Annotated in this window: 26 protein-coding genes and 1 pseudogene; 20 read left to right on the forward strand and 7 right to left on the reverse strand. The window is 41.4% G+C overall.

What is annotated here, in order from left to right:
* Positions 1-306: 306 nt before the first annotated feature.
* The 10 genes from G4V62_RS05740 (at position 307) to G4V62_RS05785 (ending at position 10,595) form a co-directional block, all read left to right on the forward strand.
* Entirely contained in the window at positions 307-2,184 is a 1,878-nt protein-coding gene (locus G4V62_RS05740; RefSeq protein WP_165200127.1) for an anaerobic ribonucleoside triphosphate reductase, read from the forward strand.
* On the forward strand, positions 2,184-2,654 hold the full coding sequence (nrdG, locus tag G4V62_RS05745; protein WP_165200128.1) for an anaerobic ribonucleoside-triphosphate reductase activating protein: 471 nt from the start codon (positions 2,184-2,186) through the stop codon (positions 2,652-2,654). The genes G4V62_RS05740 and nrdG overlap by 1 nt, the downstream gene beginning before the upstream one ends.
* 621 nt (positions 2,655-3,275) lie before the next feature.
* Positions 3,276-4,337, forward strand: coding sequence for an ABC transporter substrate-binding protein (locus G4V62_RS05750; RefSeq protein ID WP_165200129.1), 1,062 nt, complete (start codon positions 3,276-3,278; stop codon positions 4,335-4,337).
* 60 nt (positions 4,338-4,397) lie between these two features.
* Positions 4,398-5,321, forward strand: a complete 924-nt coding sequence (locus tag G4V62_RS05755) for an ABC transporter permease (protein ID WP_165200303.1) — start codon at positions 4,398-4,400, stop codon at positions 5,319-5,321.
* Positions 5,296-6,093 carry an ABC transporter ATP-binding protein gene (locus G4V62_RS05760; protein WP_165200131.1) on the forward strand — a complete coding sequence of 266 codons (798 nt, stop codon included), beginning with the start codon at positions 5,296-5,298 and terminating at the stop codon, positions 6,091-6,093. Before G4V62_RS05755 ends, G4V62_RS05760 begins: the two co-directional genes overlap by 26 nt.
* Before the next feature lie 122 nt (positions 6,094-6,215).
* The gene (lplA, locus tag G4V62_RS05765; protein WP_165200133.1) at positions 6,216-7,205 is read left to right on the forward strand and encodes a lipoate--protein ligase; all 990 of its coding nucleotides are present in this window, start codon (positions 6,216-6,218) and stop codon (positions 7,203-7,205) included.
* 95 nt (positions 7,206-7,300) lie between these two features.
* The gene (locus G4V62_RS05770) at positions 7,301-7,693 is read left to right on the forward strand and encodes a YhjD family protein (protein ID WP_165200135.1); all 393 of its coding nucleotides are present in this window, start codon (positions 7,301-7,303) and stop codon (positions 7,691-7,693) included.
* A 51-nt stretch (positions 7,694-7,744) separates the two neighbouring features.
* Complete coding sequence (locus tag G4V62_RS05775) at positions 7,745-8,980, forward strand: M48 family metalloprotease (RefSeq protein ID WP_165200137.1); 1,236 nt, start codon at positions 7,745-7,747, stop codon at positions 8,978-8,980.
* A gap of 42 nt (positions 8,981-9,022) precedes the next feature.
* A complete protein-coding gene (locus G4V62_RS05780) occupies positions 9,023-9,958 on the forward strand; it encodes a hypothetical protein (protein ID WP_165200139.1) in 936 nt (311 codons plus the stop codon).
* A 118-nt stretch (positions 9,959-10,076) separates the two neighbouring features.
* Complete coding sequence (locus G4V62_RS05785; protein WP_165200083.1) at positions 10,077-10,595, forward strand: hypothetical protein; 519 nt, start codon at positions 10,077-10,079, stop codon at positions 10,593-10,595.
* 80 nt (positions 10,596-10,675) lie between these two features.
* Here the strand turns inward: G4V62_RS05785 and G4V62_RS05790 are convergent, their stop codons facing one another.
* Complete coding sequence (locus G4V62_RS05790; RefSeq protein WP_165200141.1) at positions 10,676-10,909, reverse strand: IDEAL domain-containing protein; 234 nt, start codon at positions 10,907-10,909, stop codon at positions 10,676-10,678.
* A 234-nt stretch (positions 10,910-11,143) separates the two neighbouring features.
* Positions 11,144-11,863: a collagen-like protein gene (locus tag G4V62_RS20275; RefSeq protein ID WP_165200143.1), complete on the reverse strand. Its 720-nt coding sequence runs from the start codon at positions 11,861-11,863 to the stop codon at positions 11,144-11,146.
* Positions 11,864-12,198: 335 nt separating this feature from the next.
* Here G4V62_RS20275 and G4V62_RS05800 point away from each other — a divergent pair, with 335 nt between their 5' ends.
* A complete protein-coding gene (locus G4V62_RS05800; RefSeq protein WP_165200145.1) occupies positions 12,199-12,672 on the forward strand; it encodes a competence protein ComK in 474 nt (157 codons plus the stop codon).
* On the opposite strand, the gene G4V62_RS05805 is transcribed toward G4V62_RS05800, so the two are convergent.
* Together G4V62_RS05805 and G4V62_RS05810 are read right to left on the reverse strand one after the other, a co-directional pair.
* The gene (locus G4V62_RS05805; protein WP_165200147.1) at positions 12,669-13,703 is read right to left on the reverse strand and encodes a cytochrome d ubiquinol oxidase subunit II; all 1,035 of its coding nucleotides are present in this window, start codon (positions 13,701-13,703) and stop codon (positions 12,669-12,671) included. The two genes, G4V62_RS05800 and G4V62_RS05805, sit on opposite strands and share 4 nt — an antisense overlap.
* Positions 13,696-15,041: pseudogene (locus G4V62_RS05810) on the reverse strand (cytochrome ubiquinol oxidase subunit I). The gene G4V62_RS05805 and the pseudogene G4V62_RS05810 overlap by 8 nt, the downstream one beginning before the upstream one ends.
* A 202-nt stretch (positions 15,042-15,243) precedes the next feature.
* On the opposite strand from G4V62_RS05810, the gene G4V62_RS05815 reads away from it, so the two are divergent.
* The 4 genes from G4V62_RS05815 to G4V62_RS05830 all read left to right on the forward strand — a co-directional run bounded on the left by G4V62_RS05815 (position 15,244) and on the right by G4V62_RS05830 (position 18,379).
* Positions 15,244-15,861, forward strand: coding sequence for a TVP38/TMEM64 family protein (locus tag G4V62_RS05815; protein ID WP_165200149.1), 618 nt, complete (start codon positions 15,244-15,246; stop codon positions 15,859-15,861).
* A 25-nt stretch (positions 15,862-15,886) separates the two neighbouring features.
* On the forward strand, positions 15,887-16,456 hold the full coding sequence (lepB, locus tag G4V62_RS05820) for a signal peptidase I (protein WP_165200305.1): 570 nt from the start codon (positions 15,887-15,889) through the stop codon (positions 16,454-16,456).
* A 129-nt stretch (positions 16,457-16,585) separates the two neighbouring features.
* Positions 16,586-17,638 (forward strand): Gfo/Idh/MocA family protein, encoded by a 1,053-nt coding sequence (locus G4V62_RS05825; RefSeq protein WP_165200151.1) that lies wholly within the window; start codon positions 16,586-16,588, stop codon positions 17,636-17,638.
* A gap of 21 nt (positions 17,639-17,659) precedes the next feature.
* A complete protein-coding gene (locus tag G4V62_RS05830; protein WP_165200153.1) occupies positions 17,660-18,379 on the forward strand; it encodes a ThuA domain-containing protein in 720 nt (239 codons plus the stop codon).
* A 46-nt stretch (positions 18,380-18,425) separates the two neighbouring features.
* On the opposite strand, the gene G4V62_RS05835 is transcribed toward G4V62_RS05830, so the two are convergent.
* The gene (locus G4V62_RS05835; RefSeq protein ID WP_165200155.1) at positions 18,426-18,869 is read right to left on the reverse strand and encodes an OsmC family protein; all 444 of its coding nucleotides are present in this window, start codon (positions 18,867-18,869) and stop codon (positions 18,426-18,428) included.
* Between the two features lie 514 nt (positions 18,870-19,383).
* On the opposite strand from G4V62_RS05835, the gene G4V62_RS05840 reads away from it, so the two are divergent.
* Genes G4V62_RS05840 through G4V62_RS05860 form a run of 5 tightly spaced genes read left to right on the forward strand, consistent with a single transcriptional unit; the run spans position 19,384 to position 24,005 of the window.
* Positions 19,384-21,051 carry a hypothetical protein gene (locus G4V62_RS05840; protein WP_165200157.1) on the forward strand — a complete coding sequence of 556 codons (1,668 nt, stop codon included), beginning with the start codon at positions 19,384-19,386 and terminating at the stop codon, positions 21,049-21,051.
* Positions 21,051-21,641: a signal peptidase I SipW gene (gene sipW, locus G4V62_RS05845; RefSeq protein ID WP_165200159.1), complete on the forward strand. Its 591-nt coding sequence runs from the start codon at positions 21,051-21,053 to the stop codon at positions 21,639-21,641. Before G4V62_RS05840 ends, sipW begins: the two co-directional genes overlap by 1 nt.
* Positions 21,632-22,450, forward strand: a complete 819-nt coding sequence (locus G4V62_RS05850) for a TasA family protein (protein WP_165200161.1) — start codon at positions 21,632-21,634, stop codon at positions 22,448-22,450. The genes sipW and G4V62_RS05850 overlap by 10 nt, the downstream gene beginning before the upstream one ends.
* A 30-nt stretch (positions 22,451-22,480) precedes the next feature.
* Positions 22,481-23,332 carry a hypothetical protein gene (locus tag G4V62_RS05855; RefSeq protein ID WP_165200163.1) on the forward strand — a complete coding sequence of 284 codons (852 nt, stop codon included), beginning with the start codon at positions 22,481-22,483 and terminating at the stop codon, positions 23,330-23,332.
* Positions 23,333-23,345: 13 nt separating this feature from the next.
* Positions 23,346-24,005: a class D sortase gene (locus G4V62_RS05860; protein WP_246218287.1), complete on the forward strand. Its 660-nt coding sequence runs from the start codon at positions 23,346-23,348 to the stop codon at positions 24,003-24,005.
* Here G4V62_RS05860 and G4V62_RS05865 read toward each other — a convergent pair.
* Together G4V62_RS05865 and G4V62_RS05870 are read right to left on the reverse strand one after the other, a co-directional pair.
* Complete coding sequence (locus tag G4V62_RS05865) at positions 23,959-24,288, reverse strand: helix-turn-helix domain-containing protein (protein ID WP_165200167.1); 330 nt, start codon at positions 24,286-24,288, stop codon at positions 23,959-23,961. The genes G4V62_RS05860 and G4V62_RS05865 overlap by 47 nt on opposite strands.
* Positions 24,289-24,356: 68 nt before the next feature.
* Positions 24,357-24,515, reverse strand: coding sequence for a hypothetical protein (locus G4V62_RS05870; protein WP_165200085.1), 159 nt, complete (start codon positions 24,513-24,515; stop codon positions 24,357-24,359).
* Positions 24,516-24,655 lie beyond the last annotated feature (140 nt).

A 24,655-nucleotide genomic window follows, 5' to 3' on the forward strand; every position in this document is an offset into this window, starting at 1 on the left:
CAATTCCTTCGTTTTTTTATCGTTTCCATCTGCATACGTTTAACTATGTAAGAAAATAGTGCGCTGTCACCACTTTTTTGATGAGCAAAATATTGCTTTTGAAGTTCAATCTCTCTTTAACATTTACATCATCATAGAAAAAATGAGTGATTTAAACAAACTGTCACAAAATATACATGTGAAATTGGCCAATTTCTATATAGGATATAACTATATGTAGTTGTTTGGTGGATTTGTTATACTATATATAGGATTTTATATTTGAGTTAGACCATAATAACAGTTTGGTTAGAGAGGGAGTAAATCATGGCACCAAAGAACGATTTTTATGTCAGTGAAACAGATGAATTAATGACCATCTTTGATGAAATTGTCTCAAATTCAAACCAAGACCTCATGCAGGAAAATGCAAATGTCGATGGGCGCTCTCCGTGTGGACAAATGAACAAATTTGCGAGTGAAAGTGCCAAATTATATGCAAAAAAACATTTACTCAGTAACGAAGCGAACGAGGCAATGAAGGAAAACTACATTCACATACATGACCTTGATTATATGCCGACGGGAACGACGACATGTTGTCAAATCCCTTTAGGAAAGCTGTTGGAACAAGGTTTTAATACAGGGCATGGTCACATGCGTCCTCCACAAACGATCATGAGTGCGCTAGCTTTAGCGGCGATTGCTTTTCAAAGTAATCAAAATCAACAGCATGGCGGGCAAAGCTTCCAAGCGTTTGATTACGACTTAGCGCCATATGTCAAAAAAACCTTTCAAAAAAGGCTACATAAGCTTCAAGGGTACAACCTTCAGCTTTCGCAGGACGAATTGGAGAATCTAGCATGGGAAGACACGAATACGGAGTGTTATCAAGCTTGTGAAGCTTTTATTCATAATTTAAACAGCCTGCATTCTCGAAGTGGCGGTCAAGTTCCGTTTACGTCGATTAATTACGGGACAGATACGAGCACTGAAGGGAGAATGATCGTAAGAAATTTGTTATTGGCTACACAAGCCGGTTTAGGAAATGGTGAAACGCCAATTTTTCCGATTCAGATATTCAAAATGAAAAAAGGTGTTAACTTTTTTCAAGAAGATCCGAATCACGATTTATACCAATTGGCATTAAAAACGACTGCCAAGCGTCTGTTTCCGAATTTTAGCTTTATCGACGCGCCTTTTAATTTAGCCTATTATAAAAAAGACAACCCCGACTCAGAAGTGGCCTATATGGGATGCCGCACGCGTATTATGGCAAATCGACACGGTGAAGAAAATAGTGTAGGACGAGGGAATTTGTCTTTTACAAGTATTAATTTAGTTAAAATCGCTTTAACATCGGCAACGATTGCAGCGTTTATGCACAAATTGGACAGCTACACCGATGTCGTCATTCGCCAATTGTATGATCGGTATGTATTTCAGGCGCAAAAACTTGTGAAAAACTTCACATTTTTGCATGCTGAAGGTGTTTGGAAAGGAAGTACTGAACTACAGGCGAATGACCATTTGGAAAACGTTTTAAAGCAAGGAAGTTTAAGTGTAGGATTTATCGGACTTGCCGAATGCTTAGTTGCACTAACAGGTAAGCACCATGGTGAGTCAGATGAAGCACAAAGTTTGGGTGAGGAGATTGTCGCCTTTTTAAGGGAAAAATGTGATCAAGCGTCTGAGCAGTATGATTTAAATTATTCTTTAATCGCCACACCAGCCGAAGGATTAAGCGGAAGATTTACGAAGCAGGATCAGGCTGATTTTGGCGAAGTGAAAGGTGTAACCGATCGAGCGTACTATACAAATTCTTTCCACATCCCTGTGTATTATCCAATCTGCGCAATAGAGAAGATCAAAAAAGAAGCAGTCTATCATTCTTACACGAATGCAGGGCATATTACGTATATTGAGGTGGATGGAGATGTCAGTAAAAACATTCAAGCGTTAGATACGCTCATAAAAGCAATGGCAGAAAGCGGTGTTGGCTATGGCAGTATTAATCATCCAGTCGATCGATGTAAAAACTGTGGTTATAGCGGAATCATTGCTAACGAATGTCCTACATGTCAAACAACGGACTTTGTACACATTGAACGAATTCGCCGTATTACAGGCTATCTCGTTGGGACGATGGATAAATGGAATACAGCTAAAACGAAGGAAGAAGATGATCGTGTGAGGCATATATGATGGAAACGGCACATATTCTATCCATCTACCATGATTCGGTTGTTGACGGGGAAGGTTTACGTACAGTTATCTTTTTTGCGGGCTGTCCACATCATTGTCAGGGGTGTCACAACCCTTCGTCGTGGAATAAAAGAAATGGGCATGAGATGACTATTGAGCAAATTGTTCAACAGTCACTCAACCCGTTAACCAATATCACGTTCAGTGGGGGAGAACCTTTTGATCAAGCAAGGACAGCAGCGAAAGTAGCTCAACAGCTTAAAACATACGGGAAAAATATCTGGGCCTATACAGGATGGACACTTGAAGAGCTTTTGGAAAGTCAGCACCCCGACCAGTTAGAACTTTTAAACTATGTTGACGTGCTAGTCGATGGACGATTTAAAATAGAGGAAAGGGATATTGCGCTGTCTTTTCGTGGCAGTCGTAATCAAAGAATTATTGATATGAAGCAGTATCGTTATCAATAGTAAAAAAGGAATTGCTGAAGTGTAGATAGCCCATGTGCTCTTGTCTACACTTCTTTCTACTGGATTGACGTAGACACTATTTTTTCATGTAATTTGATTGAACGGATGTGTGAAGGTGTTCGTTCGCACTGACCGATAATGAGTGGGACCTGTAACAACATGGTGTATCTCTTTTAGAATCGAAAAATGTTTTGTGGAACTTAGTATTGCTGGACATCCACATGAAAGAATATCCGAATTTTTTACAGAGAAGTATTGCCAATGCGAAGCAGTATCGTGATTGTGGTCTTTAGGTCAGGGGTAATTGTTAAGAGGGAGCAAAAAGTGTAATCTCAAGGTTGTTTTCAGAAAATTACTATGTAAATACAGTGAGAATTTGGCAGTGGTGTTATGACATCATGAGTAAGTTTGTTTTATGTAAAGTTATTACATCTCATCATTAAATAGATGTTACCTATAAAATGGATCATGATTAAAAGGATTGAAATGACAGTGCCATAGATTTTTTCATAATCTGCCAAGAAGAATCATGGATTGATAAATTATTTTTTTCTGTATAATTTACTCAATGAAAGCGAAAAAGCAGGAAAGCAGCAATGTAGTAAAAAAGGGGGATTTAATATGATGGAGAAGCAGAAGTTTTTGATTATTTTAGCAGCGTTCTTTCTTCTTCTGCTCGCCGCGTGTGGCGGGGGACAAAACGGAGAAGCAGATGGGGCGGAGACAGAAAGTACTGAAACGGAGAGCACAGACACAGATCAGACTTCTGAAACTGAAGAAGCAACAAATGAAAACGACGAGTCATACCTCGTTGGCGTTTCGCAAATTGTTCAGCATCCGTCGTTGGACAATGCAACAGAAGGGTTTAAAGCAGCTCTCGAAGAATCTGGTTTAAACGTTGAATTTGACGAGCAAAACGCCCAAGGAGATCAAAATAACGTTCGCAACATTGTAAATAATTTTATTAGTAGTGAAGCGGATCTCATCTTTGCCAACGCAACACCAATGGCACAAGGTGCGTTAGCGGCAACGCAGGATATTCCGGTTGTGTTTACATCCGTGACCGATCCAGTTGGTGCTGAATTGGTCGAGTCGTTGGAAGCGCCGGGTGGGAATGTCACAGGGACAACCGATTTAGCTCCTGATGCCATGCAAAAATCCGTCGATTTTATGGCGAATGAGTTAGGTGCACAATCGATTGGCATGGTGTATAGCGCCGGGGAACAAAACTCGGTTCGCCAAGTTGAATTAGCGCAAGCAGCTGCTAAGGAAGCAGGCGTGACGATTGAAGAAGCAACCGTTGCGACAAGTGCTGACGTTTTGACATCAGCAGAGAGCCTTGTCGGAAAAGTCGATGCTTTTTATATTGTGACAGATAATACGGTCGTATCTGCGCTTGAATCTGTCATCCAAGTCGCTGAGGACAACGGAATTCCGTTGTTTGTCGGTGAATTAGACTCTGTAGATCGAGGCGGATTTGGCGGATTTGGCTTCTCTTATCATGATATCGGCTATGCCGCCGGTGAAATGGCAGCCGCGATTTTGGAAGGGGAAGACCCGGCGGATGTTCCTGTTCAAACGCCTCAGTCGTTAAAATTGACGTTGAATAAAGGCGCTGCTGAGCGTATGGGCGTTGAATGGAAAGACGAGTGGGACGACCTCGCTGAAGACATTATTGAGTAAAAAGATCATTTAAGAAAGGAATGAAGCCCTGTGTCGATCTGGTTTACTGGCTCCTTAGAAATGGGATTAATCTACGGCATCATGGCACTCGGCGTCTATCTCTCCTTTCGCGTGCTTGACTTCCCCGATTTAACCGTTGATGGAAGTTTTGTCACAGGGGGAGCCGTCGCTGCGCTTATGATTACAAATGGAATACATCCCTTGCTGGCTACGATTGCTGCACTTGCAGCAGGGTTTTTGGCTGGATGTATCACGGGATTATTAAATACTAAAGGAAAAATCAATGCGCTGCTCTCAGGTATTTTAATGATGATTGCATTGTATTCCATTAATTTGCGGATTATGGGACAGCCCAACCTGCCATTATTAAACGATGAAACATTGCTTTCGCAGTTTGAGGGCGTGCTTGGCGGCAACGAGTGGAGCACGATGATTTTCATGGTTGTGCTCGTTCTGCTCGTCAAGGTCATCGTCGATCTCTTTTTGAAAACAGAGGTCGGTTTGGCTTTGCGCTCCACGGGAGACAACGCGCGGATGAGTCGAAGCTTTTCCGCGAATACGAACACTTTAACGGTACTAGGGCTCGGCCTTTCGAATGGTCTTGTTGCACTTTCAGGTGCGTTCTTCGCTCAATACAGCAAGTTTAGTGATGTAAGCATGGGAATTGGGATGATCGTGATCGGCCTTGCCTCTGTCATCATCGGCGAAGCACTTTTCGGCAAAAAAACGATCATGCGTGTCACGCTCAGTGTTATTCTTGGGGCGATTATCTATCGTATCGTCGTGGCGCTCGCCTTACGAGTCGGCTTTTTAGACACGGGAGATATGAAGCTGATTACAGCTGTGATCGTTATTATCGCGCTCATCGTACCGCGCCAAGTCGATGTATACCGAGAGAAGGCACGCCGGAAGCGAAAACGGCAGGCTCTCCAAATGAACGGTAAAGGGGGGAACGGGATTGCTCCAGCTAAATCAGATCTCTAAAGTGTTTAACGAAGGGACCGTCGATGAAAAAAATGCTTTGGAACAAATTCAGCTGATCCTTGAGCCAGGAGACTTCGTAACCATTATTGGCAGTAATGGTGCCGGGAAATCGACGTTGATGAATACCATTTCAGGAGCCCTTGAGCCAGATGTTGGCGAAGTTATTTTAGATCATAAAGATGTGACACACTTAAAGGAGCATCAGCGAGCGCGTATGATTGGCAGGGTCTTCCAGGATCCTATGGCCGGCACAGCTCCAACAATGACCATTGAGGAAAATATGGCCATTGCTTACAGCCGAACGGCACGTCGTTCCTCTTTTCGTTTAGGAATTCTCAAGTCAAGAAAATCATTTTTTAAAGAGCAGCTTGAATTGCTCGGTCTAGGTTTGGAAAATCGTTTTGGTGCCAAGGTCGGTCTTTTATCGGGTGGTGAGCGCCAAGCTTTGTCCTTATTAATGGCGACATTCACTTCACCTTCATTATTACTTTTAGATGAGCATACAGCTGCACTAGACCCATCAAGGGCTGAGTTAATTACGAGGCTTACGAAAGAGATCGTTGAGCGGGTTGAGCTGACGACCCTTATGGTGACGCATAATATGCAGCAAGCGCTCGATTTAGGAAATCGTCTAATCATGATGGATAAAGGGCAAATCATATTTGAAGCATCCGGTGCCGACAAAGAGGCACTGACGATTGAACAGCTGATGAAAGCTTTTGAGCAAATTCGCGGTGAACAGATGGGGAATGACCGTGCGTTGCTCGGATGAGGGAATGCAATATATAGTGCGGAAAAGCTGACGGCCTTTTATAAAGTAAAGGTAGTCGGCTTTTCTTTTTAAGAGTGTCCGTCTACAATGAAAGAAGAGATTATGTTGGAAGGAGATTAATGATGTTATTTTTAGATAATTTAGGTCATACAGACCCTCGTTACAATCTTGCTATGGAGGAGTACGCTCTTAAAAACCTCCCGTTAAATGACTCTTATTTATTGTTTTACATCAACCAGCCCTCGATTATTGTCGGAAAAAACCAAAACACGCTTGAGGAAATTAACCCTCAATTTGTCGATGATAATGACATCATCGTTGTACGACGTTTGTCCGGCGGGGGCGCTGTCTATCACGATTTAGGAAACTTAAATTTTAGTTTTATTACAAAGGATGATGGCGAAAGCTTCCATAACTTTAAAAAATTTACCGAACCAGTTATTCAAGCACTGCAGCGTTTTGGCGTTCAAGCTGAGCTAAGCGGGCGAAACGATATCGTTGCTGAGGGTAAAAAGATTTCCGGAAACGCCATGTTCGCAACGAAAGGACGCATGTTTAGCCACGGCACTTTGATGTTTGATTCGGAGATCGAAAATGTCGTTTCGGCACTTAATGTAAAAATGGATAAAATTGCTTCGAAAGGCATTAAATCCATTCGTAGTCGCGTGACAAATATTTTAGAATTAATGGACGAGGAAATGAGTATTGAACAATTTAAACAACTCTTGCTTCGTTACATTTTTGATACAGAAGGAGATATACCGAAGTACGAATGGACGGAAAAAGACTTACAAGCCATCCAGGAGCTTTCTGAAAAACGATATCAGCAATGGGATTGGAATTATGGACGTTCACCTAAGTTTAATGTCCAGCACTCTCATCGCTTTCCCGTAGGACAAGTTGATATCCGGCTTGACGTCGTCAAAGGGAAAATTAAAGACAGTAAGATCTTTGGTGACTTTTTCGGTGTTGGCGACGTAAATGATATTGAAGCACGGTTAAATGGAGCCATTTACTCAAAAGAAGGCATTGAAAAGGCCCTAGAAGATGTGGATATTCAACATTACTTTGGCAACGTTTCTAAAGAAGAAATTGTAAGCTTATTATTTTAATATTTTTTGAAAAAAGTCCCAATAAGACCCCCAATAATTCCCTGTAATAAAAGAACGTGCGTTCGATTATAATGGGCGTTAAGGGGGTTCTTTTTATGGGGCAACGTTGGTCGGATGAGGAAGTGCAAATCATTGACAGATTTATTGAGGTGTCTTATGCACGGAAGGTGCTTACGAGAGACTTAGCTTTGCTGCAGGCTGGGCAATGCGCATGGAAGCTGCTACAGCCATATGAAAGACTGCTAAGACGTGTGTTGCAGCAAATGTCGGAAGAACTTTATCAAACGAAAAATGAGCTGGCTGCAAATCGTATCGTGATTCATGAAGAAGAGCGCCAAAAACAATATGATGGTACGACGCGTCTTATTTTTAGGGTCTTTTTCAGAGGGTATGAGCGAAAAAGAGAATGGCAGGGTACACACCTGCGCCAGCGCGTTGAAAAGACCATTGATGCTTATTTTCAGCGCAATTGTCAACAGACCTCTTAAAAATTGGATGATGATTGAGGAGGGGTAACTCTGAAAACGTGGTATCGCTATATGGTTTTTGGATATGTAGGTTATGCGCTTTGCATCGTGGCGTATTTTACATGGGGAGTCTCCTTTAACGTTCCAGAGGTTTATAAGGGAACACCTGCAGATCCTCATACATTTCTATCAGCAGGGGAATGGTCAGCTCATGTCGCCATGGTCCGGCTACGTGCAGTCGTTTTTTTTCTGAAGTCTCCTCTAATATGGCTTGCCTTAGTGGGTTTGATTTGGACTCCAGCTGGGAAAGAGCTTCAGTCGCGCATTAAACAAAAATTTCCCGAAAAAATTCATGTCCCTATATTTGCGCTGTTCGTGCTCACTATCGCGCAAATCATTTCCCTGCCTTTTCGTTTTGCACAGTATCGTTTGGCATTTAGAGAAGTGTTAAATGTACAGTCGTTTTTTGAATGGTTTACTGATTTTTGGCTTGGCTTTGTCGTCAATGCATTGTTACTCGTTTTTCTTGTCACTTTTGTCTTCATTTTGATCAAAAGGTTTCGCTATTGGTGGCTGATTCTTTGGACGTTTGTCACACCGCTGGCTATAGCCTATGTGCTCATTCAGCCCGTTTGGATTGAACCACTATTTTATGAAACGACTCCATTGGAAGGTACACCGATCGCACACGAGATTCGCTCGTTTGCAAATCGGCATGATATTGGCGTAGAGCATTTGTATGAAATGAATCGTTCTTCGACTAGCACAGCTTTAAACGCATTTGTTTATGGGATTGGGGATAGTGCTCGCATTGTCGTTTGGGATAATACATTAAAAGCATTGCCTCTTCAGGCGGTTTTATATATTACAGCTCATGAGTTTGGACACTTTCAAGACAAACATTTTTATCTCGGTCTTGCTAGCGTTATATTGTTCATGTTTCCTGTTTTGTATATTGTTCATCGCTGCATCCATTGGTTCGCACATAAGGCTGGGCACCTTTCACTTACAGATGCGCGCACCGTGCCGTTTCTTCTTCTCATTGTGAGCATCATGATGTTTTTATCTTCTCCCCTTCAGCAAGGCGTCTCGCGTGGTATGGAGTATGAAGCAGATCGCTTTGCATTAGAAGCCTCCTCAGAGCCAGAAGCTGGGATAGCAGCGTATCAAGCCATTGCAAAACGTAATTTCTCCACAGCGTATCCACCGCCATGGGTGCAATTTTGGACAGCAAGTCACCCGCCTATTGTTGAGCGAATTTATCGAATTTGGCGTTATCTTGAAACATCTAGGTCAAGTGTTCCGTAAATAATTGTAATGAGTGAATAGATCAGAAGGTGGCGAAGGAATGTGAAGGTCATTAATGAACGATTGTGGGATATCGAAGAATGCTTACAGAAGGAAGAGAGATTCAAACGACGGTTAGATGATGTCATGCAAGAATTGGATGACATTCGACAGAAAAAGGAGCATCTCTTAGAAAGATTGCAAAAAGAAGAAGAAGATGTGGAGCAGTTGACAGGCTTTCATCCGTATAATGTATTTTACCGTTTAATGGGAACGAAAGAGGAACGGCTTTTAAAAGAAAGGCAAGAAGCAGCACAGGCAAAGCTTTCGTATGATGAAATTATTCAGGCTGAAAATGACCTTCAACAAGAAGCGGCAGCTTATCGAGAAGAGATTGCAAAGCTAGGCACTCTGCATCAGGAATACGAGGAACTCCTAAAAGAAAAAGAGGACTTTTTAAAGAACCAGGATTCATTTACCCGTAAAGCGTTAGAGGAACTTATTCAAAAAGAACAAGAGACTCACGCGCTAGGTAAAGAGTTAGATGAAGCAGTCAATGCAGGAAAAGCTGTTCAAAGGGCTCTAAATGAGGCGATTGCTTCGTTTGAAAAAGCAAGCTCATGGGGGACCTTTGACATGTTTGGCGGTGGTCTAATATCGACCGCAATAAAGCAGTCGCATATGGGAGATGGGAGAGAGATTGTGCATCGTGCTCAGCAGGCTTTACGTAGATTTAAAAGAGAACTAAAAGACGTCCAGCATTCACTTGACCTTCACCTTGAAGCTGATGGATTTAGTCAATTTGCAGACTTCTTTTTTGACGGATTGATTACGGATTGGGTTGTTCAAGGAGAGATAGAGCTTTCATTAGAGCACCTAAAAAAGCAAAATCAAGAAGTTCGGCGCGTTTTACGAATCATTGAGCAGCATAGTCTCGAGGTAAAAAAAGAGGAAGACCAATACAGCGATGCGCGAAAACGACTGGTTATGAATTCGTAAATACGTCGATGATCTAGAAGGGTATGACTTGATCATCGGCGGGAAACCCTTTAAGCTTAAAACAATCCGCAGAATCAGTCGTTAAAGAAATAGAGAAAAAGCCTAAGGAGGGTGTTTTTTGGAAACATTGCAATCGGTTACAGAAATCTTAAATCAACGTGGCAGAGAGCTGCCATTGCGGCCAAAGACCTTGTGGGATGAAGAATTGTCAGAAAAAATAAAAGATCTTCCGAACAGTGAGTTGGCTCGAGAAGATGCACCGCACTGGGGCGCAGACGCACTACGTAGCGCACTTTTGTTATGGAATGATGACTTATACGCGTCTCACGAACTTTCACAGAAAATAGAACAGCCGACCGGAAGCTTTCTTCATGGTGTGATGCACCGACGAGAAGGGGACTTTTCCAATGCAAATTATTGGTTTAGAAGGGCAGGAGTACATGAAATTTATCCGGAATTAAATAAACACGCCTCGGAGCACTTGCCTGATTTTAACAAGTCAGCTTGGGATCCGGTAGCGTTCGTCGAAGAAGTCGAGAAAGCCACTTCACAAAAGGATGCCGTTTTAATTGTGAAATGTCAGGAAGTTCAACGTATTGAAATGGATTTGATTATTCAGTATATACGTACTCTTTAAAAGTCAAAAACAGCCCGTTCGCTGAGATGAACGGGCTGTTTAATGTCATTAAACATGAATAAATGAGAGCTTTTGGGCGGTTAAAGGGAAGACATTAAGCGATGATATTCTTTTGAATACACCATAAACGCTTCCTTGTCTTTACGTTCTAACGCATCATCAATCTTGTCCTGTAGCTGTTGGATCCGGGCTTTTGTAAGTGCCTCATCAAGAACCATATCAATATACAGGTCAAGGACAAAGGACTTGACATTCTTTCTGTTCGACGGTGCAGATGCATACATCTTTTCAGTGTAAGAATATTCATTGTTCATATCAATCACCCCTGAGCCCTTTTTTTATTATAGAGAGTTCATAAATCCGATGCAAGTATTTTTAAATAATTTAGAAAAAGTTATGAGAGTAAAAGTTACAGGCTGGATAAATCAGTCTTGGCGAAAGGATAAATTTTGAATTAGAGAGAAGATTACGAAAGACGAGTAACGACCAACGAGAGTGTTTGTCAAAAGAGTGACACGCCACAAGAAAGTGGCGTGTCGAATGGTGCTTTAAGACAATCTATGAACCGACCAAATCGTTCCTTCAGGAGATCCGCCGCCTAAGTTTAAGTCGATCGTTAACCCATCTGATTGATAAAGGATGCTAATGACGTCGCCTGCATTTAACTCAACATCTCCTTGTAAAATGACTTGACCATTTCCTAAAATTGCTCGTAATGTGAGAACTAAAGCAACGTTTACATTTAATAATGGGAATAGTCCTTCAACAAGGTTTGTAGGAGTAGGCGAAGTACGTTGGACGACGAATGATGGATTAATACCGCTACCAAGCGAGACTGAAAGTGCAGCCGTTGTCTGATAGCTAATAATCGCTTTAATGGAATATCTTCCAGTTGCAGGAACAGTGTATTCACCAGTCGTTGGGTTAAAGTCAGGTGATCCATAATAAGGACTTGTCACGGTCCAATTGTCTAATACAGTGTTAGCAGAAACAGTTGCGGGTGTTCTAGAGGCAGAAAAGCCAACACTCGTTATATCGCCTCCAGTAGGTCCGATGGGTCCAGTAGGCCCCGCATCACCTTGCGGTCCAGCAGGTCCAGTAGGCCCCGCGTCGCCTTGCGGTCCGGCAGGTCCAGTAGGTCCGGTAGGTCCTCTTTCTCCACCAGCGGGTCCAGGCGGTCCAGGTGGTCCTTGAGGCCCTCGTGATCCAACTCTTCCAGGTGGTCCAGTAGGCCCTCTCGAGCCACAACAGAAATCATCAAAGTCCATGACCATGTCCTCCCTAATACGAATAAATAATTTATCCGCAGCGATTTAAAAAACTAAGGGTCTTGTTATAGCAAGACAAGATCATCTTATGAGCCGCAGAGCACAATGCTTGTGCCATTGTTCCAATAAAACAGAGAAAAGCAAGGAAAGATAATAATGAAAAAATAGGTGGAATATTACTATAGGACTTAATATTATTAGCGAATAAAAAAGACACCTGTCATGAGAGAAAGCAAATGATATTTAAGAGGTCGCCATTTTTATGTTGACAAATATATCCATCATCGATAAGATAAAGATAGGTCGGAGGTACTAAATATTAAGGAGTGAATTTTTTGAAAAAACTATTTCCTTCGTCTATTTATAATATTCAATCTAAAGCCTTGGCTGTTTTTCCGGAAATATGCTCAAATGGACAATTATTCTCGAGAGTTTTGGAAGAGAATGCTGATTATTTGCTCGATATCAAACCGTTCGATCTTGTAAGGCTTAGCTGTGAATATTATGGCAGTAGTTTACGTGGACGCCAGGACGGAACAAAAGCGTTATCGGGAATTACATACAAACCTCCAATTGTTCTATCCACATCAGCTGACATTTATTTGTTCCCCACAACTTCACCATCATCAAGTCAATGTTGCTGGATTTCTTTTAAATGCATTGAAAAGATTAAACCCATTTCTAAAGAAGTATTTATTCAGTTTAATGAAAAAGAAAAATGGAGAGTAAATATCTCCCCATCCTCCTTGAAGACACAAATTAATCGCATTACTCATTTGCGACAGTTAATGAACAATCGTGTGATTTAATCCTCTTGTTGCACATAACGTTTATCCTTCATGAATAACCTCCAAAACAAATAAAATCCAGGCACTAAAATAATTGAACCAACAATATACGTGACAAAAAGCGCACGAAATGTATTTGGGGTTGTAAAGCCAGAAGAGATTGTCACATCCGGATAAATCATGTAGGGTAAGTGAGCATTTCCATAAGCATAGCTTGCAAGCACATATTGAAACACAGTCAAAAGGACAGCGGTTCGTGGCAGTATGACTGGCACCGCACGATTTTTAGCGGTGATTAAAAGAGCATAACCGATCATGAAACAAGCTGTCGAAGCGAAGAGCCACAATTGATTGTCCCATAAGCCAGCATATAACCATGGAGCCTCCGACCGAACGCTCCATACAATCCAAAGAGCAGAGACAAACGATAACGGACCGAGAATCAATGCGTTTTTTCGATATACGTCATACGCTGTGCGCGCTCCAGCAACGTTAGAATAATCTGCAAGCAGTAGCGCAGATAAAAAAAGCGTTGAAAAAACGGCGAATAAAATGAACGCGTAGATGCTAGGGCTTGTCAGTAATGCGTCAGGTAAAAGGGAAGGACGACCTTCAATAAAGCCAATGTAATTTCCATGAGTAATAGGTAAAACGAGGATTAGAAGCGCTGGAATTAAAATACCAGACAATCCGGAGATCACTTCCAGCGTTCTTTTATACCTTGGGTGTGCTGATGCCGAAAAAACGAGAAACGCACTTCTCAATGCCAGTAATAATACAATCATGCTTCCGGGAATCAATAGAACTGTCCCTAATGAGAAGGAAGCCCCTGGAAAAAAGCTAAACAGTGCGACGACAATCATGACAATAAATACATTTGTAACTTTCCACGATGGAGAAAGGTATTTATTAGCAATGGTTGTCGCTCGCGTTTGAGGACGTTTTCTGTAAAGCATTGAATAAAAGCCTGACCCAAAATCAATTGTTCCAGCGACAGAGTACAAAACGACAAAACCCCAAAGTAAGGTAATTGCCAAGACATCGTCATTCATGAGGTTGCCCTCCTTTTTGCGAAGCCAGAAGTGGTTCTAATGGGTTTCGCTTAAAATAATGGAAAAGAACAAGGATTACGGCAATGATTAAAATGACGTAGATGACTAAGAACGCCATAAACATTTCTGGCAGTCCAGCTGCGACCGTCACAGACTCAGACGTTTTCATCATTCGATAAATGACCCACGGTTGTCGACCAGAGCAGGCAAATATCCATCCTGTTTCAATTCCTATAAGCGCAATTGGGCCAGAAAAGACAAATCCCCATAATAGCCACTTTGGAAAGGGCTTTTTTTTCCGAATAAAATACATAATCGTTGCAAGTGCTGACCATGCAAGTAAAAAAACACCTGAAAAAACCATCGTATTGAAGAGGGTGTGTGAAAAAGAGGTGGCCACCATTCCTCGGGAAATGCGTTTAAGCCTAGCACTTCCTCATCAAATCGATTGTTGGCCAAAAAACTGAGTGCCCAAGGGATTTCAATGCCGAATTTGACTTCTTCTGATTCACGATCCGTATACCCGCCAATAGAAAGTGGGGCATAGGTTGTCGTTTCAAACAAACCTTCAGCCGCAGCGAGTTTTTCAGGCTGCTCTTGATGAAGGTGTTGAGCTGATTCATGGCCATTTAGACTTGTTAAAAATGAAAAAATCCCACCAGTAATGAGTGCCATCAGCAAAGCTCTTTGGTGAAAGCGACGAACCTTTTCATTTTGTCTGTTTTTGAGAAGCTTAAATGCAGCGATAGAAGCGATAAAAAAAGCGCCAGTCATAATCGCAGTTAAACCTACGTGTGTTGCAGTGACCAAAAAACTGGAGTTAAAAAAAGCCTTCCACGGGTCGACGTCCGTAATCTCTCCATTTACAAGAGAAAAACCAGCAGGTGTTCCCTCAAAAGCGTGCACATTTGTAATCAGGATCGCAGAAGCCAATGCACCGATCGCAACAAAGACAAGCGATATAATACGTTGGGTTGATGAGAGCCTGTCGGCCGCATAGACATAAATGGACATGAACAGCGCTTCGAGAAAAAAAGCAAACACTTCGATTTGAAAAGGCAAGGAAATAACTTTCCCAACAACCTCCATAAATCCAGGCCATAAGAGCGCGAGTTGAACACCAGCAATTGTGCCAGTCGGAATACCTACACCGAGTATGACGGCGAAGCCCCGAGTCCATCGATCTGCCATAATTGCATAATCTCGTTCACTCGTTTTTTGATACAATAGTTCAGCGAGTAAAATCATGACAGGCAAACCGACACCAAGTGTTGCGAAGATAATGTGTACACCCATTGTCATGCCAAAGAGAGAACGGGCAATCGTTAAATCTTCCATTTATCGTGACCTCTTTTCGTGAAGTTAAGCTTGGTGTGTTACAGTATGACTAATGCCGTTAACCTTTGATTGGTCATATCATTTGATAGAAACAGCGACTTTATTCACAAAGTCTGGAGATATGTTTCCATCAGCTATGAATATGATTGTGGATGTAGTAAACTAAAGTGGAAGATAGCAATAATGAGGAGCTAATAAATGCATGAGAGAATGGTTAGATGAAGTCAACATCTGGATAAATGAAGGAAATGTATCTCATTTTGTGGAACAATATGAAGCATACCCGGTGCTTGGCTTTCTCTTGCCTTTTATCGAAGCTTTTATTCCAATTCTTCCAGTGGTGCTGTTTGGTCTTGCGAATGCTCAAGCTTTTGGACTTTTACAAGGGTTTATTCTTTCGTGGACAGGCGCAACGGCTGGGGCGTTTTGCGTCTTTTTGATCGTTCGATCGCTTGGAGAAGCGCGATGGCTACGCTTTATTCGTGAGCAGAAAAATGTAAAAAAAATGACGCTGTGGGTCAAAGAACGTGGCTTCGGTCCACTATTCATCTTACTTTGTTTTCCATTTTCGCCGTCATCATTAATTAATGTTGTGGCAGCCTTATCGCGGGTGAGTATCCATCAGTTTTTGTTAGCCCTCATGATGGGGAAAGCAATGATGTTTTTTTTAGTATCTTATATAGGTCATGATCTACAAGCGTTGATTACTCAGCCTATTAGAACAATTTCAGCATTACTTGCCATCACTATCTTATGGTACATTGGAAAGAGGATTGAAAAACGATTGCAAATGAAGGTTGAACGCAGTCGTGAAAGGTAGCGGGAAGGGAGTTACAAAAGAGCGTATGGAAGAACAAGACCAACAAGACCAAAATCGACGTAATGAAAAACAACGAAGTCAGTGGTTTGATTGGGTGAAAACCATTGGAATCGCTTTGATTGCAGCTTACATTATTCGAAGCTTTTTGTTTTCAAGCTATGTTGTTGAGGGAAGCTCTATGGAGCCAACGCTTCAAGATGGCAATTTGTTACTAATCAATAAAATTGGTTATACCATTGGGGATATTGAGCGTTTTGATGTGCTTGTCTTTCATTACAATGATAAAAATGATTATGTAAAGCGCGTCATTGGTCTTCCGGGAGATCATGTGGTCTATAAAAATGACCAACTCCTGATTAATGAAAAGCCACTTCCTGAGCCTTACTTGTCTGAGTTAAAAGAACAATCCCTTGGAAGATTAACTGGAGACATTGACCAGATTGTCCCTAAAGGAAGTTTGTTTGTTTTAGGTGACAACCGACGAGGAAGTTCAGACAGCCGTCATTTCGGTTTTGTACCAATTGATCATGTTGTTGGAGAAGTCAGTTTGCGTTTTTGGCCATTAAATCAGTTTGATTTTAATTTTCATTCATGATGATGAGACGTACGCCGGGGAAACTCGGCGTATCACTCATATTGATCAAATGAGTGGATTGACATTTTTATAAAACATTGTATGATGCAATCGATTACATTTATAAGTTCGGAAAGGATGCGAGTATGTATGACAGTAGAAAAATTGCGAGTAGGTATTGTTGGTAGTGGTGGTATAGCTAAAGCTGCACATATCCCTAACTACAAGAAGTTAGAAGACGCGGTTGTTTTAGCTGCTGTAAGTGATGTAGCAATCGAAAGAGCAGAAGAAGTGAAAGAAGAGTTTGGTTTTGAGGTTGCGTATAGCGATTATGAGGAAATGTTCCAGAAAGCAAATTTAGATATTGTTTCTATTTGTACCCCTAACAAATTTCATGCACCTATTGCTGTGGCTGCCCTTAAAGCTGGCATTCATGTTCTTTGTGAAAAGCCGCCGGCAATGACTGTTGAAGAGGCTGAACAAATGAAGCAAGCTGCTGAGGACGCGGGCAAAATTTTAGCGTATGGCTTCCATTTCCGCCAGCAGCCACAAACGCAATTGCTCAAAAAATATATTCTTAACGGAGATTTGGGCCGCGTTTATGCAAGTAACGCGATTGCACTTCGTCGCCGCGGTATTCCAGGATGGGGCGTTTTTACAAACAAAGAACTGCAAGGTGGAGGTCCTTTAATCGATATCGGTGTTCATATGCTTGACACGGCCTTATACTTAATGGGATATCCCGAGCCATCGGTCGTTATGGGTGCGACGTATGCAGAAATTGGCACAAGACAAGGTCCTGGCCTGATGGGTGCATGGGATTGGGAAAACTTCACAGTTGAAGACATGGCTCGTGGAATGATTCGTTTTAAAGATGGTGGTTCTTTAGTAGTAGAGAGTTCATTTGCAGCAAACATTGAAAAGAATGAAACGATGAACGTTAAGGTAATGGGGTCCCACGGAGGAGCTGACTTGTTCCCATTACATATTTTCCAAGAGAAGCACGGATCATTAACAGATACAAAACCAGCTTACTTGCAGGAGATCAACCCGTATGAAGAGCAAATACGCTTATATGTAGAAAGCATCCAAAACGGATCACTTTCCGATAAATTATGTTCAGCTGAACAAGGGGTGATCGTCCAAAAGATTATTAATGGATTGTATCAATCTGATGAAACTGGTGTGCCAGTTCAATTTTAATTTTATGTGGGGGTAAATTCAATGGCTATTCGAGTAACGATATGGAATGAATTTCGCCATGAGCAACAAAATGAACAGGTAAAAGAAGTGTACCCAGACGGAATCCATGAAGCGTTAGCCTCTTATTTAAACAAATGCAAAGGAATAACAACAAAAACAGCCACTTTGGATGAGCCGGAGCACGGGCTCACTGATGACGTTTTAGAGAATACTGATGTGCTTATTTGGTGGGGGCATACGGCTCACCATGAAGTAGACGATGCTGTTGTTGAAAAAGTGTACAATCGAGTTCATGCTGGTATGGGGCTTATCGCATTGCATTCAGCCCACTTTTCTAAGATTTTCAAAAAGCTAATGGGGACAACATGTGATCTAAAATGGCGTGAAGCCAATGATAAAGAACGTCTTTGGGTCACTGCGCCAAATCACCCTATTGCTCAAGGCATTGGTGACTATATCGAATTGCCAGCAGAGGAAATGTATGGTGAGTTCTTTGATATCCCTCAACCTGATCACGTCATTTTTACGAGCTGGTTCACAGGTGGGGAAGTTTTTAGAAGCGGATGTACATTTACAAGGAGTAACGGAAAGATTTTTTACTTCCGCCCTGGTCATGAAACATATCCAACTTACTATAATGAAGAAATTCTTCATGTGATTGAAAACGGTGTGCGCTGGGCTGCACCAGTAGATTGGAAAGACTTTAACTTCGGCAACGCACAACCCCTTGAAGATATGTAAATGAAAAAAGAACCGGTCATTGGGAGCGGTTCTTTTTTAGGTGCATTTAGTTTTCAATAACAATTTGGTTTACTTTTAATTGCACAGGTTGCGCTAACGTGTCACCGACAGGGCATGTCTGTTCAATAAAGGCAACAAATTCTTCCACTTTTTCTTTTGGCGCATCCGTTTTAATATGAATGTTGTAGCGAATATCTGTATAACCTTTTCTAACATCGGCTTTTAATAAAAATCCGTCTGGATCAAGGTCTCCTTCAAGCTCTATCCAAAAATCACTAAACTCGATTTGAAATTTTTTAGCGTAAATTCTAGCCACAATCGCCTGGCATGCGCCAAGTGCCCCTAAAACAAGCTCTACTGGATTCATTCCTGTATCAGTTCCGCCTAAGTTTTTAGGCTCGTCCACAGTAATTTCAAAATTTCTTGATTTAACCTTTACTTGAACCCCGTCTTGTAAATGAGCAGTCGTTTTAAATACCGTTTTAGCCATAATCATCTGACCCTCTTTCTTTGGAGTATAATTACACCTTCAGTATACCTCTTAAATGTGAAACAATCTACATGTATTTGTGAAATGTTGAACAATTTTTTTACTAGAAGAAAGCTTAACAGATTTTTTACTCTCTTTTTCTATTTAACATTTGCTAAAGTTTTTAAACAAATATTAATTTGATATAACGAAGGATAGTAAGAAATGCTGATAAAATAAGGAGAGATTATTTTGTGCTTTATTAAGAACGATTTAAACAATAATACAAAAGCGCAAACGTAAGTTATTTCAAGTATTAGCAAGTAAACACGGTGTTTATTGCTAAAAATGATCAAATTTGCCGAAAAATGATTGTTTTAACTATTCAGTTCTATGGATATACTAAATGCGGTTGTTCTTAAAAGAGAACAATAGTGATCATGTTTTAAGAATTTAAATGATAACAGAGGAGGGAGGGGCAATTCGAAAAAAAAGAGTCACTACTTATCGTTCTCAAAAAAGAATGGTTCGACATGTGATTGTTTCTACATTCTGCATTTCACAAATGGGTATCTGGGCATTTGTGACAACAGTAGATGGAACGCTGGCAAAGTATAATGATGTCATTCATTATAATGGAGAACTTCATGTATCATGGGAACCAGCATTTCCGTGGGACGGAAGTGAGCTAGTGATCGAAAGTGGGGAATTTCACTTTACAGATCAAGCTGTAGAGTTTGTTGTTACGAATGATACACCATATGAAATGCTTGGAGAGACGATGTACATGTTCGACGGTCCTGGGTATGAAAGTGAAGAAAAAGTATTTAAATCATTAAAAGGTCATTCTAGTAAGACGCTTTCGTTTTCAGTTACTGAACCGGGAACATATACGCTTACTGTACAACAAAGATATGGATATCAAGGTGAAAAGGAAACTGTCACAAAAAGCATAGAATACACGAGTGACATGGCACGCCTTGCAGAATTGCCTCACATCAATTCAAAAATGATTGATGAATTTCAACAAGGAAAGTGGACACTTGCAGAATTGGAACAGTGGTCTGAAAAACCGGAATATTATGATGTCTATAAAAAAGGTACAATATCACAAAATGTTTGGCGGCTATGGCTTGATGGAGAGCTTTCAGAGGATACAATCGACCAAATCATTGATGGAAACCGTTCTGAATCAGATATCCAGAAGTTTGTTGATCTTCCTTTAGATCCTGAGCTTCGCCGCAAGCTATTGGAACAAAATATTTCTAATGCGTTATTGAAAGCGATAGAGGAACAAAAAGTATCGGAAGAACAATTGAAATCATTTTTAGAAGGTTCCATGAATGAGGAAGATCTGTTATCAGCCGCAAGCGAACGTTCTGAAGACGTTTCGAAATCAGAAGATTTACTTAATGAGATGGTAAACAAAGGGTATGACCTTGATGAATTAAATGCAAAATTAAAAACTGGTGAAGTTACAGCAGAGGATATTCATTCTTTTCTTGAGGGGACGTTGAGTAAAGAAGAATTTGAGAAGCAGTTATTTAATGATGAAGTCGACGCTGAGACGCCAGGAACAACGGAATTAGAAGGTGAAACTGACCAGCTCCCTGAGCATCCCGCTTCAAATGAAGAAGGGGTTCAGGAAGGTCATGATTCAACGGAGGACACAATTCCTGTGGAAGAGGGAGAAAGCGGTCAAGGTGAAGAGCTTCCGCCACCTGATGGAACTCAGGAGGAAAATGTTTCAGAAACCGATAAATCTGAGGAAGATACTTCATTAGAAGATAAATCAACCTCGGGAGACGAGGATGGGACTCCACCAACTGAAGATGGTACATCGGAAGAAGATACTCCAGCAAAAGAAGAACCAGTCGCTGAGTCAGATGAATCTGCCGAACAAGATCAAGATGCAGAAACGCCGACGTCTGACGAGGTATCGGAGAACGAGGATTCTGATGCAACGAAAGAAGAAGGTTCCGAGAAAGAACAAGCACCTTCTGAAAGTCCAAAAGATGCTGTTGAAGAAAAAACAGCTGAGCGTCAACCGAGTGATCTCACCGATGCGAATCAAGTCGACAAAGACGAAAAAGAATCTTCAGCAAAAAATCAAAAGCAAGACGTTAATGAACAGCAAGCTAAACGAGAAAAAACTGACACTCCAGTGAGTGAAAAATCAAATGCTGAAAGGGGTGAAAAGTAATGTCAGTGCTACGTCTTTTGAAAGGTCTCGGTAATGTTTTATTCTACACAGCTGTAATTACAGTGGCCATAATGTTTATTCTAACGAAAGCTGGTCAAGGAGAAGCATCTTTATTTGGATACCAGTTTAAGGTGGTTCTTTCTGGGTCAATGGAGCCTACGATGCAGACAGGTTCAGTCATTGCAGTAGAGCCGGTAAAAAGTGATGCGGACATAGGTGTTCAGGACATCGTTACGTTTATCACTCCAGAAGAACAACTCGTGACTCACCGCATTATCGAAGAGCGGTCCGAAGGTGTTTTTCTAACAAAAGGAGATAACAATGACGCTGCTGATGCAGAATTGTTACGCTCTGAAAATATTACTGCGACGTACGCAGGCTTTACAATTCCCTTACTCGGATATTTGATCATGTTTATGAAATCGAACTGGGGTCCAGTCGTCATGCTCATTGTCCCTGGCATCATCCTTATTGCCCATGCCATCTTCACTGCATGGAGCATTATTCGTGAGCTTGAGAGGAAAGCCAAAGGAAATGAGGCAGTAGCAAACCAACAAAACAAAGCACAGGAGGAAAAACAATGGGTTTAAAAAAGAAACTAGCAGGTAGCGTACTTTCAGCAAGCTTAGGATTATCATTAGTTGGAGGAGGAACGTGGGCAGCATTTAACGATATTGAAGAAGCAACAGGAACGTTTGGCGCCGGTACGCTTGACTTAGATATCAATGATCAAGATGGCGTAGAAACTGCGTTAGTCTTACGCAATTTAAAACCTGGCGATTCTTTAGAGCATGAATTTGTCCTACACAATAACGGTACACTTGCCATTAAAGATGTATTAATGACTATTGATGTACCTGAAGAAGGATTTATGAATGGTGATAACGAGTACGAAAGACATACTGGAGAATCAGCAGACAATACAGCTGGTGAATTCCTTGAGCAATTTCAGGTTGAAATTTTACGGGTAGATGAGGCAACAGGTGACAATTTCCGAATTATTGAGCCTGAAGATGGTATCACGTTAGAAGACATTCGAAACGGTAATTTAGATGGTGTTGTCACAGTTGATGACAAGCTGAATTTAGCGCCAATGCATCCAGGAGCAGAAGACTATTCAGGTCTCCCAGTCCTTCCTGAAGAAACAGAAACGATTAAGTTCAAGTTAACTTTTGTCGATGATCAAACAACTGTTGGTGATTCCAATTACATGGAACAAAACAAATTCCAAGGTGACGAAGTGACGATCAATATGAGCCTTGAAGCTAGACAATGGAATGGTCTTGACATTACTGAGGAAACAGATGTTGATCCTGATACAGGAGAAGTCATTGACAATAAGCGTTCTTATAATGGATTGACTCCTGAAGAGTATGAAGCTGCTGCGGATAGCGAATAAGTCGCATATTAAATAAGCAGGGGTGAGTGCATGAAAAAACGGTTTGTAGCCTTGATTGCTAGCGGTTTTATTGCTTTTGCCCCAACCGATGTAAATGCTGAAAAACAGGAAGTGGACATTGGTCTGCTTCCTGTGGATCAGTTTTTCACATTAAAAAATATTAAGCCAGGAGATACAGCTGTTCAGACGTTGGAAGTGGCAAACGACGGTCGGCGTGATTTTTGGTATGAAGCAGAAGCTACGTATGTCAAGGGCAGCGAAATGTTCTTTGAGCAATTGGAATTACTTGTGACCCACATGGAAGAGGGGGTCATTTATAGAGGAAAACTGGCTGATTTTACGGACTTTGAGCGAACGCAACGACTCGAAGCGGGCAGTTCGGAGGCACTCACTTTTAAAGTACACTTTCCTTGGGAATCAGGTAATGAATTTCAAGGGTTAAACTCGGAGTTTAAATTGCGGTTTTATGCAGCTGCAAAGCCGGACGATCCTGATGACCCGGACGATCCCGATGACTCGGACGATCCCAACGATCCTGATGACCCGAACGATCCAGACGATCCTAAAGAACCAGGTGACCCAGACGATCGTGGAGAACGTGAAGATTTGACAGATATAGAGCATCCAGAAGATGATGATTCAAAAGACATTTCAAATGATACAGAAGATTCGGGCGAGCAGGATGCACCAGGGTTAAAAGACGACACAGGTACAAATATTCAAGCGCCAAAAGATCCATTCGATGGGAGCAGTGTTCCGCTATTACCACAGGCAGGACATGCGAATCCTGCTATTTATTTTTTGCAGGTGGGGCGCTTATATTGTTCGGGTTTGTCACGATATTCTGGAGACGAATATGGATACTACTTAAAAAGGGTGTGAGTAGCCTGTGATCATGCGAATTGGAAAATGGGTATTAGCATTTTCTAGTCTGATAGCAGGTGCTGCCCTTATTTTTTATCCAATTGTTCAAAGTCAAAAAATTGACGCAAAGCAATCTGAGCTACTGAACACATTAGCGGCTCAACGCAAGGAAAGTAACTCTGCATTGGACGCTATCTTCCAAAATGGCCCTCCTGTTGACAGTAGTGTGACTGCCGAGACGGCTACTTCTTCAGCAATTGCCCAGTTAACCATCCCGGGAATTGAGGCTAACATGCCGGTTGTCAATGGGGCATCCCTTGAAGATATGAAGTATGCTGCAGGACGGATGAAAGGGACAGCCCCAATCGGCAGTGTTGGAAACGCAGCCGTGGCAGCCCATCGCAGTTTTACTGAAGGCCAATTTTTTAATCGTTTAGATGAAGTGAAAGATGGAGATCAAGTCATTGTTCAAACTGCAGATGAAACTTATATCTATATCGTAGAACAGACTACGAGAGTTTTGCCTAATGACGTTTCAGTCTTAGAGCCTTCAGGAGAATCTTCGGAGTTAACATTAATTACATGTGATCCTATGATTAATCCGACACATCGACTTATTGTGAAGGCAAAGTTAGCAGAAAAGCCTACTTCTGATGCTCTTTCTGATGACGCCAACGGTGGTACTCAATAAAGTCTCGTAGTTCTTTTTTAGTCATACCAGAATCCATCGCCTCTTTGGCAAGTTGAAGCCAACCATCGTCCAGGAGATTTTCTTTTTCAGCGTGAGAGAGAAAGTGGGTTACCTGGACGTTTAATTCATTGGCAAGTTTATTCAGCACGTCAAGTGAAGGGTTTTGCTGCAAGCCCCGTTCGATTGAGCTTAAATATGATTTTGCCACATTTGCTCGACTGGCTAGCTCAGAGAGGGATAGATTCCGTAACAAACGCAATCGTTTAATTTCGTCACCTATCATCGGCCTCACCTCTTTAGAAATATACCATAATGATAGGGGTGTTGGCGCGATTTTATAGTAAGTTGTTATTAATTTGAGTGATTGTGCTTATAATGTCGCATAAAGTGACGCACTTCTTCCTTCGAAATACCCTCTTCTTTCATTTGGATAAACAATTCAACCCATTCCCAATCAAACTCTTCATCTATTTTTTCAGAGCACAAAGGACAAATTGATTCATCTTCCAAATTAAACACTCCCATGTATGATTAGATCCTTTAATATGAATATCTTTATGATGACACAGGCTCAAATATATTTTTCTAATGAATCATTGTTTAAAAGAGAAAATGGAAACTACTATTGTTTAGTGAAGTTTATAAACGTT

It is taken from the genome of Litoribacterium kuwaitense, assembly GCF_011058155.1.
GTDB lineage: Bacteria > Bacillota > Bacilli > Bacillales > DSM-28697 > Litoribacterium > Litoribacterium kuwaitense.